The following is a 15,477-nucleotide window of genomic DNA, read 5'->3' as shown; positions in this document are numbered from 1 at the left end:
TTGGCTCTAAGGATGATTTACTAATTGACTTTTTAGAAAATCACTGACAAAGTCATCATCATTTAAGCCAGGATAATCATGCTGTATGCGGGTGAGTTCTTCAGCTTGACCTTCCGATAAGACCTCATTAGGATTTAAACACCATATGCCTTTCATAAGTCCTTGACGATGCAATACTTCATGGATTCCAGGGATGCAGCCATGGAAATCATGAGCTACATCAAATAGAGCAGCATTAGCATCTGTAGTTTGGCCATTTAATTCTTGCAGATAAGTCCATTTTTCGACAGTCGGGTTTAACTTATAATCTTTCACCAGCTTCATCAATTCAACAGCTTTACTTGTCCAAACTGCCCAATGTCCTAATAATCCACCTCGGAATTGAACGACTTTCTCCTCACCATTAACAGTGAATTTATTGACTGAAATCAAATCTGCGATAATATTATCATCATTTCCGGTATATAAGGCAATATCATCAGAACGATCCGAATTTGCTATTGCACGTACGACATCCAATGTCTGATACCGATTAAATGAAGCGCATTTAATTGCTTCGACATTCGGAATATTGACAAATTTGGACCAGAAATCATAAGAAAAGATTCTACCACCAACAGAAGGCTGAAGATAGAAACCAAACACAGGAATTATCTTAGCAACTTGAGCCGTACGGTCTAGAATCTCATCTTCTGTAAGTTCATGTAGCCCACCCATACTTAATAAGCCCATATCATAACCATACGAAACAGCTAATTGAGCTTCTCGAATAGCTTGGTCGGTAGGTCCAACTAAACCAGCTATTTTAATAAATGGTCTGTCTAATTGAGCCTCTTCTACAACCTCCGCTGTAATTCGAAGTACATCTTCTAATAAATCGAATTCAGGCAAACGAATTTCAAATTGTGTAGAATGCACGCCGACAGCAATACCCCCAGCCCCACTTGCAATATAATAATTAGTCAAAAGCCGCTGACCATCTTCATCCAATTGACGATTTGCATCTAAACACAATGGATGTGCTGGGAATACTGTTCCAGCAAATAATAATTCCTTTTTTTCCTTTTCCAATCTTTTCATTAAAACTTCCCTTTACGCTCTTGAAAATGTGTATCCTTCCCAAATTCATCCCCATTGCTCAATATCCATTGAACAGTTATTTCTATAATTTCCAAAACACTAACCTTTGGATAACCAAACAACTTAAAACAAGTTGCAGCATTGTTCAACAAAGCTGTTGGTTCTGGATCATTTTTAAATATTGGCTCTTTCCCGAGACCTTGACCTAATTTCTCAGCCAACCACTTAATAGATAATATTTCAGGTCCTGTAACATTCAATACTTTAGCAGGACTTTCTGTATGTAGTAAACTGCGGATAGCAATTTCATTCGCGTCATGCTGCCAGATCACATTTACATTATTACTGGTCAAATCAATCGCTTCACCTGCATGTACTTGCTTAGCAATCTCACGTATTACACCATAACGAAAATCTACTGCATAGTTTAAGCGATATAATAATATTGGCGTATCATTCTTCTTACTGAAGTAGGTGAAGATTCGTTCTCTACCTAAAGTGCTTTGCGCATATTCACCAATAGGCTCTGGTATAATTTCCTCATCTACACCAGATGAAGTAACAGGAACAAAAGGCAAAACATTGCCTGATGATAAAGCTACTATTCTAGACTTTTTAAACTTTTCGGCTACACGACCAGGCAAATAGGTATTCATTGCCCAAGTAAAATCCTCCTTTCCAGAAGCACCAAACTTAAAGCCTGCTAAATAAATAATATTTTTTACTTCGGGTAATTGTTGCAAAGCATCGTCATCCAATAGATCACAGGCAATACATTCAATCCCTATTTCTTCTAATTTGGATTTACTTAATGGATCAGAAAAACGCGACACGCCATAGACCTTTCGTTCAAGTCCCAATTCATTCAAGCCATCCATTAATAATTTTGCCATGCTCGGCCCCATCTTTCCTGCTATTCCCAAAAACATAAAATCACCATCTATTTTGGCTAGATCTTTTTGGAAATCTACCGATGGCCTGGTATACTTTTCTTCTAACTTTACTAAATCTTGCATTCTCAAATTATTTTAAAAACATATCGTATACATTACTAATCATTAATGTAAATATGACCACTAGACCAAGTCCGCCAGTCAATTTATAAAACCAATTATTGGCGTGTTCTCCCATAACTTTTTTGCTATTCGCAATGGCGAATATGGAAATACCAATAAATGGCACTAGAAAAATGGTAATGCTCTGTGCGATAACAATCAGTTCCAATGGAAGCTTACCAAAAGTTACAGCGACAATACATCCTAATACCATTACTATGGAAATCAAAACTTTAACCTTCTTGCTACTTAGACTGCTACCAAAACCCAAGGCATCGCCTAATAAGGCACCACCAACTGTAGAGTTTCCAACTAAGGAGGAAAAGGATGCACCAAAAAGCCCAATGAAAAACAAGGAACTAGCATATCTTCCAAACAATGGTTCTAAAGCTTTGCCCATCTCCGCTGCACTACCTACATGGATACCATTTGGAAATAATACAGCTGCTGCACAAATCATCACGGCAGCACTCATTAAACCTAAAATACTTACTCCCACAAATGCTCCTCTTTCGGCTTTAGGGATACTTATATTTTGCTGCAGTACTTTCTTCCTTTCCTGGATCAAATAACTTTGATAAAATGCACCAACCAATGAAAAACATGATGCTGTAAAAGCTATTATCAACCCCATGGATCCTTTTGGAATGGAGGGAATGAAACCTGAAGAGAATTGTTCAAAATCTATATCAACTAAGAATAGTGTCAATATAAAACAAGCTAACATTAACAAAACCAATCCAATCATTAATTTCTCCATTACTTTGTAAAAGGAAGGAAAAAACAGTAAAGAAATCCCAATTACCGTAAAACTAATCACCCAAATGTATGGTGCTGTTCCTGTAGCTTCTCCAATTGCGATTCCGACACCTATGCTGTTTCCGGCCTGAAAGGAAGTAGCGACTAGAAATACACCTATACCGATGGCTATCCCAATAGGCTTACTAAAGTTTTCTTTGATGAGAGACAATAAACTTTTACTTTGGGTAGCACCAATTCGAGAACACATGGCTGTATAAATTCCCATAAAGAAAAGTGCTACTACCACAATCCACATTAAGGAATAGGCATAATCGGCCCCCATCTTAGAAGTGATGGTCATTTTACTTGGTCCAAAAACTAAGGCAGCGGTTATGATTCCCGGACCTAAAACATGTAATATCTTTTTCATCATTTCGTATGCCTTTCGCGTGCAACCTTTATTTCTTGAAGTCCAATTTCCGAAAATTGATTACCAAAATTGGAACGGATATAATTAGTAATAGCTTGAATCTCCTCATCTTTTAAAAAGTTGAATGGGGGCATTTGTCCTTCATAAATCACAGAATTGATTTCAATTTTCCCATTCACTCCTTTAAAAACACTTTGTAACAATCGCTCAGAATTACGTACTGCTTCTGTATCCTGTAATGGAGGAAAATTACCCTTAATACCTTTCCCATCTTCTTTATGACAAGATGCGCAATAGGTATTATATAAGGTCTTTCCATCAGTTGCTTTGACCTTATTCTCTTTAAATCGACTTAAAAAGGTCTTAGGAATATCTTTTGTTGGGTGTAATTTCAATATTCTGTCATCGGTTTTTTTTGGAAAACTTGATTGAGGATTCCAATCTCGATTACTAGTTGCCAAGTAAATATTCCCAGTCGTATCAACACAAATTGCACGTATTCTTCCGTAATGATCTTTAAGGTAAATTTCTTCTTGAGTGATTTCATTTTGTTCGGAATTCATTTTTAATATTCGAAGACTTTGGCTTTTCAATGTTCCCAACAGTAGGCTGTTGTTCCAACTTGGGATAAGATTATTACCATAATAAACCAATGCTGAAGGTGCTATCACCGGTGTCCATGAACGGCTAGGCTCCGTTCTTGGGCTTTTTGCAGCAATAGCCTTTTCTTCCGCTGTATCATGAAACCCTTCAATTTCTATCCATCCATAATTATTTAAGGGACGAATCCAATTGACTTCGTCTTCAATCGCATCACCATGTTCTGATGTAAAAATATGACCAAGACTAGTTTCAGTCATTCCTTGGATATTTCGAAATCCCCAAGCATACACATAAGAGTCTTTTATGGGATTGTCAACAGGAATAAGGCCATCCGCTGTCATCCTTAGAACTTTACCATTTAACGTTGTAGAATCTTGAGCATGTGTTTCTGAATGCACATCTCCAGTGGCCCAGAATAAATAACCTTTTTGATCAAAGAGCAATCTAGAACCGTTATGTCCCGTTCCTCCCTCAATCTTTAGTAGTAATTTGGTATTGACGACTTTATCTTCATGAATTTCCAATCGACTCAATTCACTAAATAACTCTTCTCCTTCCTTGGTCGTATAACAGATATACAGAAAAGGATTCTTTTCAAAATTGGGATGAATCGCTAATCCTAATAGTCCCAAAGTACGTTGATGAAAAACATTTGGTACATGATAAATATCCTTCATTTTATTCGTCGACAAATCCAATTTTGAAATTTTACCCTTTATTTGTGTAAAATAAATAGCATGTTCACTTGGCAGATATTGCATTTCCCATGGCACCTCTAGATTACCATGCAATTCTTCAATAGCTAGAAAAGATCCATCAGCTATTTGTAAATAATCGATGACTTTCTCTTGATCTTTACAAGAACTCAAGAGTACTAATAAGCACAGAAAAGAATAAATTCTACTTTTCAAAATATAAGGTTTAGTATAAGTTTAAGTCTAATTTTATAGCTAGATATGGACTATATTGATCATCAAATTACAATTATAAATTTTGTTTTGCAGGATCATAACTCCACAAATCTGTCCCTTGTCTAAAATAAATCTCCCCCTTATCTCCCAATATCATTAAACTAGCGTTATCCCGTAGTTCTTTCAATTCATCTTTGGTTGGATCATAGCTATACAATTTATCGGTTACAGTAAAATAGATTAATCCATTTGGATGACTTACTGCTAGTCCATTTCGCCAAATATGACTAGGTGTACTGGTATACTTATAGACTTCTTTTTTGAAAACTACCTTACGCTTTTCCAAATCATATTTAAATAAGGTACCATCAGCAAACCCCCATAAACCTTGATCAGGACCAATAAATAATCCAGAAACGGACCAATAATCGGCAATGGAGTCAGTCCATAAAACCTTTTTACTTTCTGGGTCCCATTCAAATATCTTTCCTCGCTTTTCAACTGGTATAGCTCCTAAACCGCCGTAAATGGTAGTACCTCCAATAATTTTCCCATTATAGTCGATTAAAGACATAATGGCATGATTAGGAATTACATTCACAAAGCTTTCCAATTTCTCTGTGTCTACATTTAAGTGGGCAATTGCTCCTCCCAGTTGTCCATAACCTGTAATGGTGCCAAATAACATCTCTCTTCTTCTTTCCAAAGGCAATACAGCAAATGGTCTATCTTGATTTTGAATAGCACCTAGGAATTTCGGGTTTTGTTTACTTGTACTCCAAGGTTTCGTAACATCATAAGCATAAATTTCAGCTTTGGTATAATTTCCAAAGTAGATGGTATTCCCCATGTTGTTCATACCTTCAGTTTGATGTAAACCTGGATAATCTTGGTGTTCTCCAGTTTTTGGATCATAGGTGCCATGATTGCCTGCCAAGTAACCTGAACTCCAAACCTTTTGATCAGGTCCCCAGAAAATAGTTTGTATGCTAATTGGCGCTTTAGGAATATCTAGCAACATTTCGTTTAACACCATTTTGTTAGAGACATCGATGGTGAACAATTTATGGCTTGCTGTTAACACTTTGTAATTTCCTTGAGAATCCAATATTGCAGCCCTTCCTCTTCCTTCAATTCGAGCAATTTCTTCAGCTTTTGGTGTTTTTTGAGCAAAGTCTAAAACATAAACTCGTCCTGCTGATGTATAATAAACCTTTTGAGAATTCTTTTCCTTTACAATGGACTTGATCTCAATAGGAGCCATTCGCTGTTCGTAGCTTTTAGTCTGAAGATTATAAATGAATGTTTCTACCCCTTTTGCACTATTAAACCAAGCAAATATTCGATCTCCTCCCTTTAAACCCGATACCAATTCCATATCATAAACAAATTCATGATCCTTATCCTGCTCGGCTAATAATTGCTTTTTTACTTTATCCTTTAGGTTCAATTCTACAAATCCGGCATGGGAACCAATACCTGCATAGATTTTATCCGTTTTAGGGTCATATGCGATACTACGAACATAATCTTCACCTTCTTGAATGGCACCAGAACCAACATCTTTAAAACCACTTTTGGGGTCGTATTCAAATACCTGCCCACCAGGATAAGTTCCACCATAGACCTTTCCGTTCCTTCCAGCCACTAAATCCCATACAACTTTTTGATCAGGTAATACAAACCCTAAATCACGAATATCCTTATCCCCAAGACGATAACTATAAATCTTGCCATTTCCAGAAACATAAATGGTATTGTCAGAAGACACCTCCATATCCCATGAGCCATCTGTCCCAGGCAAAGGGCTATTTAATACCATTTTGTTAGTTTTCAAGTGATAGCCAACCAACTTTGCAGGTAATCCACGAACTACTGTAAAAATATAATCATCACCTTTTGTATCTTGAATAAAATGGCTTCCTTGAATAGCGGCCGCAAAGACTTGTGGTCCATGATTTATAAATTGGGCTTGCACATATTGTACACTAAAGTGCGTGGCTATGGCAAGAAGTAACAATCTTTTGAACTTCATCTATCTAATGTTTAGGTTATTTGTTTTATTTCTAATAAGCTTAAAGCGGATTTCGGATCTTCAAATAAAGGATTTGCTATTGGAATTTCCAACAAGCAAATCCTCATATTCATGTTTAGTATTTTATTGGAATATAATTTATAGGACTATAAAACGTATCAATACTTAAGGTATCAGGCTTATACATCGTTCTATATTCTAAGGTACTATTCTGCAATAAACGGGTATAAGAAGAAGAATTTACTGTCGGTGCGGCAACAAATTGTCGAGCATCATTGTTTATATTGATGTAATTTACCTTTGTTCCTAAAGCGGTACCTTCCACTGGTCCCCAATTAATAACTATTCCTTGGTTTGTAGGTGTAAAGGAATGTGAATTCACACCACGATTTAATAAGGTGCTGATATAGCTTGGTCCATAAGAATTACTACTCGTGTTGGCAGCTAGGGATTTCACACCATCTGCATGTAAATGTACCACATCAAAGCTGTAGGAACCTTCGGCTAAAGGTATAATAACAGAAATGGTATCAATTCCAGCAGATCGAGTAATAGGAACTTCTAAGGAATCTGATTTGTTCCGCCAATAAACTTTAGCCTTCGTAATATTTTGGTCTGAAAGAATGAACCACTGTAGTTTTATACGTTCATTTCCCGGATATGCTTTCAACTTTTCAGGCTTAGCAGCATATTGTATCTCTCCTGATTCCAGGTATTTGGTGTAGTCAGCTGTTTTAGAGCATGCAATTTGCAAGCTTAACGCGACTAACCCGATTAATTTTAAAGTATTTTTCATAATTCAGTCGATTAGAATTGGTCACTACCCCAGAAAGTAAGTTCCATCAGGTTAAAATTCAAAGTTCCACTCCAATTGGATAAGGCCCTAAAACGGATATATCGAATTGGTCCGGCATCATCCTTTAAGGTTACCATATCCCCTGTTTCCCAATAACGTTTGTCCGCCTCTGTAACATTAGATGGTCCAAATGGATTTCCAGAGGGCTTGAATTGCTCATGCTCACCAAGTTTTACCCAACCATCCCAACTACCATCTGTAGGAGGTGTGCCAGCATGCCCCCAAATCTCGTATTTCTTAACTCCTCTATTTTGGAATTGATAATAATTGTTTAAGCGCATTCTGGTTAACAAATACTTCGCACCTAAATCAAAAGTAATATGCAATGGTAATGGACGTGTATCATTAGAAATAAACGAACGATAATTCATATAAGGAGATGCATAGTTGTTAGAATATACATCATCCCAAATGTATCGGAAACCTACTGATACTTCTGATGCAGGATATTGTGCAGCATCACCTGGTAGAGTATGCTCCTTGAATTTCGCCTTGGAAATTAAAGTTTCGAATAAAGGTGTCAGATCGGCAAATATCGTATCCGAAACATTACCAAAACGATCTTTTATAAATGCTCCAAAATGATTTTCAGCAGATTTCATTCCTCTAAAAGAATGCGTTAAATCTTTTAAAGTGGAGTATTCTGAACCATATTGTACGAAATCACCTAATGAATCATTTGCCATAAGAACAACACCAAGCTTTGCCTCCGAGAAATTATCAAACCATTTTAATTTCACACCTCCAAAATCTGGTGATATTTCCAATGATTCAAATGCTGCCATATACGGTGGTTTTAAACATTCAAATGAAGATGAAATCCCAGGAGATTTTACATTACTCCGATTCACAGCATAAACATTCACCTTGTATGTTGCCTCTTTTGGCAATCCCTCAACAATTATAGTGGTGGTATACTGCGAGGATACAAATTGCTTGATTTGTCCATCCGGCATTTCCACTTCAGCCAATACGTGAGAAAGTGATTTACCAATAGGTAAAGTATAAGTAATATTACCTCCACCAGGAGTTGGTTCAATCTGAACATTTGAGACAGGACCTATGGGTTCTGCATCTTGTTCGATTGGCCCATGCTTCTCTTCATTACATGCTGTAACTAGCCATCCTAAACAGATTACTAGCGTATATAAAAGGTATTTTTTCATGTTTTTCAATCTTTTAAAGCCTACCATCCTGGATTCTGTATTAGATTAGGATTGGTTAATAAATTCGATTCACGGATTGGCCAAAAGTAATCCCTAGGTGCATTAAAGGTCATATTATGCAATACACGAACGCGATAATAATCCGCTTCTGTGGAACCATTATAATTCCATCCTCGTATGGGTTGATTTTGTAATTGTTGTGCAGTTTTCCAACGACGTAAATCCCAAATTCGGTGTCCTTCAAATGCTAATTCTATTCCTCTTTCCTGCATGATAATGGATCGTAACCCCTCTTTACTATTTGGTTTTTGAGGATTGTTAGAATAATTTGTCCAAGACTCCACTACTCCTTTTAAACCAGCGCGTTCGCGGATTAAATCCAAATATTTTATAGCTTCTGCGCGGTTATCTGTTTCATTACAAGCCTCTGCATATAGAAGGTATAAGTCTGCTAAACGCATTTCAGGTCTCGGATATTTTTCTGTAGTGAACTTATTGCCTGTCTGAATACCAATCTGCTGGAAACGCCAATTCACCAATTTCTTTGCCCAATATCCCGTTACGTTATAATAAGAATCTCGGACCTTACCGCCTTTTTGCCCATATTTTCCTTGAACATAAAGTACCGATTGTTCATCTGTATTGCCAGGTGAATTTGCCATAAACCATTTGGCTCCATCAAATGCTACAGAACCATAAAATCGATTCTCTCTGTTGAAGTTTAACTTTGCAGTACGATGACCTGGAACAATATTAAAGCGATCAGCTTGGGTTGCAGCTTTTAAATCATAACGACCAGCATAATCATAACCGGTATCCTCATTAATTGGAACCCCCTTATCTGAATAAAATAATTCTGCCATTCGCATGGTTACTGACAAATAGGAAGTCCAATCTACGGTATTGGTAATCCGTGTATCGATTTGACCGGCAAGGTTAGCATTTTGGATATCTCCAATATTATTTTCATTATGATTCGTTATTCCCCAAATCAATTCTGGATTCCATTTTTCTGTTACTACTCCGCGAGTGTTCATTTGATAAATGGTCGAATCCGATAGTTTATACCCAACATTGTTAAACTTATACAAACTGTGATTACCATTTTGAGCCGTCTCAATTGCAGCTAATCCCGCCTGTACCGCTTTCTCCCATTTCGATTGATCATACGTTGGGTTAAACAATTGAACCCCTTCTTTATCTTTAAAATTGTTGTAGTCTGGATTTCCATTAAATAATGGACTTGCTGCCATAACCCATAATTTGGTCTTTAGCATTAAAACTGCCGTTTTACTAACACGCCCAGCTTCGGTGGTCATATTGGTAATTCCATCAGGTAGTTTTGTTGAAGCAACATCCAAAAGATTAGAAATGTAATTTACAACATCATCTACAGGCTGACGTTTTACACGCATTTCCTCAGGTGAGGATCCAATAGGTATAGCGACATCCATAATTGGAATTGGGCCATACATCCTTAGCAAACAAAAGTGGAAATAAGCTTTCAAAAATTCTACTTCTCCAATCCAACGCTCCCTATCCTCTAATTTTAAATCCGGAACCTTATTCTCATCCTTAATGTTTTCTAAGAAGATATTACATTCTCGAATTGCTTGCCAAAAATTGGAACCATGTTTATCACCATCCCAAAAGTTTACAAATGGTCTACTTACGTTTTGCTCTCCTAAGGCAATTTTCCAAGGCGAGTCCAAATCGTAGTTATCATTTCCCCGATAGGTCCACATCTCGTCCCCACCAGTAAACATGATATTCGCTACAGCTGCTCCTTGATGGGCCCGGCTGAAGGTATAGGAATAACATTTATGAAGGAATTTTTCCGCCTCCAATTTATTGCTAAATGCATGTTCAATAGTTGGAACACCATCTGGAACTACATCCAAGTATTTTGCACAGCTTGTACTCATCAACAGTAATCCTGCTAAGGTCAAGCCTTTCATATTTTTTATCGTTGTTTTCGTAATCTTCATGACTTTAATTCTTAAAATCCAACATTCAATCCCACATTGTAAACACGTTGCAATGGATACCCTAATCCATTTCCACCCATCTCTACATCCCAAAGTTTAAATTTGCTCCAAGACATAATATTTGAAGCATTCGCATAAAGACGTAGATTACCAACCTTAAAGCGATCCAATAATTTTGTCGGGAGGTTATAACCCAACTCCACAGACTTCAATCGAAGGAAAGAGCCATCCCGCATCCACCAGGTAGAGGTGTAATTGTTGTTTGGAACCAATTCGCTAGATAATCTTGGGAAGAAAGCATATACATCACGGTTTCTTTCTGACCAGTGACTATCTGCAATTGCCTGCAATAAACCATTCTGCATTCCAGAATACCTGGAGTCAACATCATTGGCAAACGGTGTAATATTCACAGGATTGATAAAGAAAGATGATCTAGCAGAACCTTGGAAAAAGGCACTTAAATCAACCCCTTTAAAGCCATAGGAAAATCCAAAACCATAAATAACCTCTGGAGTTGTGGGTGCTCCAATAGGAACTCGATCCTGTGTGGTGATTACACCATCCCCGTTAATATCCCGGTATTTAATGTCTCCACCTAGATAAGACCCAAATTGAGCAGGTGAATTCGCTACCTCATAGTCATCAATAAATAAGCGCTCAGCAACATAGCCATATTCTTGACTTACAGCATTGCCAACACGCGATAAATGTTTGTTGTGCGGCGCATAAGCAGGTTCTTCATACACATGATATTTACTACTAGCGTAAGTAAAATTCCCTCGTAGCGTCAACCACATTTCATTGGCAAAAGTCTTGTTATAATCCATCATCATCTCAAAACCTTGTGACTTCGCCTCACCAACATTTGCTTGAACAGCTGCAGTTAAACCAACTTCATTTGGAATAGATGAACGAGACATCAAAATATTTTTCCGATGTTCTTTAAACAAATCAAACTCAACATTTAAACTATTAAAAAGACCAAGCTCTACGCCAATATTAGACTTATATGCTGTCTCCCAAGTGATTGCTTGGTTATCATATCGCGTTACTTGAATCCCGGGACGATAGTAGTCGTAATTATAGCCAAAACTATAACCTCCAGCAGGTAAGTTTAAATTCACGTTCGACAAGAAGAAGAAACGATCCTTATCATTTCCAATTTGGTCATTCCCTACTAGGCCATATGTTCCCCTAATTTTTAGTTTATTAATGGTTTCTTTAATTGGCGTAAAGAAAGATTCATTATGCACATTCCAAGCTAAACCCACAGATGGGAAAAAACCATATTTATTATCTCCCCAAAAGCGCTCTGAACCGTTGTATCCAAAATTAAATTCCGCTAAATAACGGCTATCAAAACCATATGTAAATCGTCCAGAAACTCCTTGATTTCGCTTAGGTAAAGAAAGTTGTAGATCTCCAGCATTCGCAGTTTGATAATGAGATGCTAGGTAGATCAATGTAGCTGAAAGATCGTGATTCGCTATTGATTTATTGTAATTCAAAGCTGCTTCTACATAATTGAATTTATCTACCACTTTACCTGTCTCCGCATATAACAAATATTCCGTTCCACTTCCTTCATTAAGCAATTCTAATCCAGTATATCCTTCTTCACGATCTATTACAGCACGGTAGTAAAATGGGTTATATCGTCTATTCAAGGAATGATCAGAATTTCGTCTCGTATAGGCCATAATACGGCCCTTTAATCCATCTAATAAAAAGGCAAAATCTTGCTTGATTTCTCCTTGAAAGGTTAGATAAGAACGCTCAGTTAATTGATATCCCGATACCGAATTAGCATAAGGGTTGTTATAGAATGAATTATCTGTTCTTCTAGCATTTCCAAAGGACACATGATTTGCTAAAGGATTCATTTCCGTAGGAAAATATGCAGGAAAGGCTACAGGATTAGACCATAATGCTTGGTTAAATATAAAGCTACCACCACCTACAGGACCATTATATTGGTAAAATTGTCCCTGAGAGCGAACAACAGCATCCGTGCTAGGTGTCAATTTGAAATTCACATTGGAACGAACTTCAAAATTTGATACTTTAACATTGGAATTAAATGCCTGACTTTCTACCTTACGCAAGACTCCATTATCAATATTTGCGGTACCCGAAATGTAATACTGTGCCTTAGTGCCTCCTCCACTAATATTCGCATTGACACGGTGGTTATTGGTGTAATCTTTAATCAACATTCCCATCCAATCATTACTTGGATAGAGGTACGGATTCCGACCCAATTCAGTCATATCAATTTTACTTTGCGAATAAGGCTCATCGTATCCGCGAGTTCTTGCGCCTTCATTCGCCAAATTCATATACTGAATATTATCTGCAAGTTTGAAGTTCTGTGTATTGCCAGATAGGGAACTCTCGTATCGAACATTAAATTTAGTAGGTCCTTCTTTACCACTTTTCGTAGTTATCAATACCACACCATTTGCACCACGCGCACCGTATAATGCTGCTGCTGAGGCATCTTTTAAAATAGAAAATCCTTCAATATCATCTGGTTGAATCCTTGCTAATTCATTGGAAGAAATCTCCATTCCATTCAATAAAATCAATGGATCTCTCTTCCCAGTTCCGAAGCTGGTTACTCCTCGAATGAAAAATTGAGCATTGTCTAAGCCCGGCTCACCAGACCGTTGATAGGCTATTACTCCCGCTACTCTACCAGCTAGCATAGTAGTCAAGTTGGATGTCGGACCTTTTAATTCTTTCGGATTTACACTTGCAATTGAACCTACCAAAGTCTCCTTTTTTTGTTGTCCAAATGCTACCACTACAACCTCTCCGATTTCATTTGGATCTTCCTGTAAGACAATGGTTAAGAACTCTTGATCATTGATTGGAACTTCCTTTTTAAGAAATCCCGTAAACGTTACCGACAAGGTACCAAGCTTATCGATTCCAGGAAAATAGAAAGCGCCCTTGCTATCCGTTTGTGTGGATACTGTTGATCCTTTAATGGAAACAGAGGCTCCAACCAAAGGATTACCGAGAGAATCTTGCACTACTCCCCTCACAGATGTTTGTTTTACTGCTGTTTTATCCTTAATTTCTCGGGAATACGTTAACGTTACCGACGTTAATGATAAAAAAAGAGTTAAACATAACACCTTAAAACCTAGGGTAAAAAGCACAAATCCTAACATTCGTGATTGTTTCATAATTTAGGGTTTTAAAATAATTTAGACTAATTTTTCAGGTATAATAACTCGAAGGTATACAATTGCATTTAATTCCCCAAAATTTATTTTTAATTTTCGTAGAATAAATAATTTTCTATCGTTAATATATCGATAGGCATGGGTTTGAAGTTTTCCTTTTCCTCTTTCAATAAAAAATAGCGATATAAATAGTTTAGAGCCATGTAGCCTTGCTTGTCTGGGCGCTGACAAATTAAGAAGTCGATTGTACCCTTAGCGAGGTAGTTAACATTCTCATAGAGGAAGTCAAATCCGATAATTGCAGGTTTGCTCAATTCTGGATGTTCATCAAAAAACTTTCCTACAACCGATACACGAGAGTTCGTCACGAAAATTAAATCCGGATCTATTTCATTCTCAAGACGCAATAATGCCATTTCAATTTCATCATAATTATTGGATGGAATATCCTTAACAATAATATCGTAGTCCGCATTTTTATCTTTCAAATAATTGCTGTATCCATCGATTTTGGTATTTAGGTAAGCGTAATTTTGTAATCCACGAGCGATATTTAAAATTAGCAAAGTCGATTTCCCCTTTACCAAGTAGCTGGTTAAGTTAGCTGCAAGGCGACCAGTACTTGTCAAATCTGGTCCTATGTACCCCATAGAAGAGCAACCTTTGATATCGGAGTTAATAAATAAGGTTTCAATTTTCTGTTTCTTGCATTCTTCAACAAATAATTCCGTTTCCTTTATAAAGATTGGAGCAATAATTACCGCATTAAAGTTGCCCGATAACACAGCCGAATTCAATTTTTCAAAGGTATTTACATCTTCCTGATCATATAGAAATACTTGGATATTAATTCCAAAATTGCTGTATTCGTTAATCCCCTTCTTAATCCCCTGAAGACAAAGATCCCAATATCCTGTTTGTTGGGAGGTCTTAGGTATCAATACGGCGAAACTCAGGTTGTTTTTTACAGATAGTGATCGAGCGTAAATATTAGGTTGATAATTATGCTCTTTTATCAAATCTTTTATCTTTTTTCGAGTACTTTCCGAAACATCCTTTCTATTGTTTAAAACCCGGTCTACGGTTGCTATGGACACCCCAGCTATTTTGGCAATCTCTTTAATCCCGATCTTTTTACTGGGAGAATTTTCACTCATAAGCAATTCATTTTAATAATTATTAACCTAAAGATAAGGAGATTTTTGCATTTATACGCTATAAGTAAATTTATTCTATTATAAATCCATATAAATATTACATGAATAAATTCAAGGATTTAAATCTTGTTGAAGATATATAACAATAATTGATTTCTTTGGGATTTTAAGGCGTTTTCTTTGTCCGTTCCTGAAAATGGTTTACAAAATCCGAACAATTAAAACGTAAATTTAACGACATGAGTAAACCGACAAAAA

General features: G+C 36.8%; 10 protein-coding genes. All 10 read right to left on the bottom strand.

Translation table 11 applies throughout. From position 1 onward, the window contains the following. Positions 1–6: 6 nt before the first annotated feature. The gene (locus tag ABD676_RS00980; protein WP_344672821.1) at positions 7–1,080 is read right to left on the bottom strand and encodes a dihydrodipicolinate synthase family protein; all 1,074 of its coding nucleotides are present in this window, start codon (positions 1,078–1,080) and stop codon (positions 7–9) included. Next, positions 1,080–2,096, bottom strand: coding sequence for an NAD-dependent epimerase/dehydratase family protein (locus tag ABD676_RS00975; RefSeq protein ID WP_344672820.1), 1,017 nt, complete (start codon positions 2,094–2,096; stop codon positions 1,080–1,082). The genes ABD676_RS00980 and ABD676_RS00975 overlap by 1 nt, the downstream gene beginning before the upstream one ends. A gap of 7 nt (positions 2,097–2,103) precedes the next feature. After that, positions 2,104–3,309, bottom strand: coding sequence for an NRAMP family divalent metal transporter (locus ABD676_RS00970; RefSeq protein ID WP_344672819.1), 1,206 nt, complete (start codon positions 3,307–3,309; stop codon positions 2,104–2,106). Next, on the bottom strand, positions 3,306–4,820 hold the full coding sequence (locus ABD676_RS00965; RefSeq protein ID WP_344672818.1) for a PQQ-dependent sugar dehydrogenase: 1,515 nt from the start codon (positions 4,818–4,820) through the stop codon (positions 3,306–3,308). The genes ABD676_RS00970 and ABD676_RS00965 overlap by 4 nt, the downstream gene beginning before the upstream one ends. Before the next feature lie 73 nt (positions 4,821–4,893). Further along, on the bottom strand, positions 4,894–6,855 hold the full coding sequence (locus ABD676_RS00960; RefSeq protein WP_344672817.1) for a ligand-binding sensor domain-containing protein: 1,962 nt from the start codon (positions 6,853–6,855) through the stop codon (positions 4,894–4,896). A 115-nt stretch (positions 6,856–6,970) separates the two neighbouring features. Beyond that, positions 6,971–7,651: a DUF4998 domain-containing protein gene (locus tag ABD676_RS00955; protein WP_344672816.1), complete on the bottom strand. Its 681-nt coding sequence runs from the start codon at positions 7,649–7,651 to the stop codon at positions 6,971–6,973. Between the two features lie 11 nt (positions 7,652–7,662). Further along, positions 7,663–8,877 (bottom strand): DUF5000 domain-containing lipoprotein, encoded by a 1,215-nt coding sequence (locus ABD676_RS00950; RefSeq protein WP_344672815.1) that lies wholly within the window; start codon positions 8,875–8,877, stop codon positions 7,663–7,665. Positions 8,878–8,897: 20 nt separating this feature from the next. Continuing rightward, entirely contained in the window at positions 8,898–10,865 is a 1,968-nt protein-coding gene (locus tag ABD676_RS00945) for a RagB/SusD family nutrient uptake outer membrane protein (RefSeq protein ID WP_344672814.1), read from the bottom strand. A gap of 11 nt (positions 10,866–10,876) precedes the next feature. Then, complete coding sequence (locus ABD676_RS00940; RefSeq protein ID WP_344672813.1) at positions 10,877–14,062, bottom strand: SusC/RagA family TonB-linked outer membrane protein; 3,186 nt, start codon at positions 14,060–14,062, stop codon at positions 10,877–10,879. 89 nt (positions 14,063–14,151) lie between these two features. Next, on the bottom strand, positions 14,152–15,219 hold the full coding sequence (locus ABD676_RS00935) for a substrate-binding domain-containing protein (protein ID WP_344672812.1): 1,068 nt from the start codon (positions 15,217–15,219) through the stop codon (positions 14,152–14,154). Positions 15,220–15,477 lie beyond the last annotated feature (258 nt).

Origin of the sequence: Sphingobacterium kyonggiense, from assembly GCF_039536825.1 — a bacterium.
Lineage (GTDB): Bacteria > Bacteroidota > Bacteroidia > Sphingobacteriales > Sphingobacteriaceae > Sphingobacterium > Sphingobacterium kyonggiense.
The sequence above is the reverse complement of the archived record's forward strand: the minus strand, read 5'-3'. Positions and strand labels throughout refer to the sequence as shown.

What these genes read in the sequence shown, in the direction of transcription:
- ABD676_RS00960 (WP_344672817.1), bottom strand. Translation starts at nt 6,855, where the DNA reads ATGAAGTTCAAAAGATTGTTACTTCTTGCCATAGCCACGCACTTTAGT.
- ABD676_RS00935 (WP_344672812.1), bottom strand. Translation starts at nt 15,219, where the DNA reads ATGAGTGAAAATTCTCCCAGTAAAAAGATCGGGATTAAAGAGATTGCC.
- ABD676_RS00955 (WP_344672816.1), bottom strand. Translation starts at nt 7,651, where the DNA reads ATGAAAAATACTTTAAAATTAATCGGGTTAGTCGCGTTAAGCTTGCAA.
- ABD676_RS00975 (WP_344672820.1), bottom strand. Translation starts at nt 2,096, where the DNA reads ATGCAAGATTTAGTAAAGTTAGAAGAAAAGTATACCAGGCCATCGGTA.
- ABD676_RS00970 (WP_344672819.1), bottom strand. Translation starts at nt 3,309, where the DNA reads ATGATGAAAAAGATATTACATGTTTTAGGTCCGGGAATCATAACCGCT.
- ABD676_RS00945 (WP_344672814.1), bottom strand. Translation starts at nt 10,865, where the DNA reads ATGAAGATTACGAAAACAACGATAAAAAATATGAAAGGCTTGACCTTA.
- ABD676_RS00980 (WP_344672821.1), bottom strand. Translation starts at nt 1,080, where the DNA reads ATGAAAAGATTGGAAAAGGAAAAAAAGGAATTATTATTTGCTGGAACA.
- ABD676_RS00950 (WP_344672815.1), bottom strand. Translation starts at nt 8,877, where the DNA reads ATGAAAAAATACCTTTTATATACGCTAGTAATCTGTTTAGGATGGCTA.
- ABD676_RS00940 (WP_344672813.1), bottom strand. Translation starts at nt 14,062, where the DNA reads ATGAAACAATCACGAATGTTAGGATTTGTGCTTTTTACCCTAGGTTTT.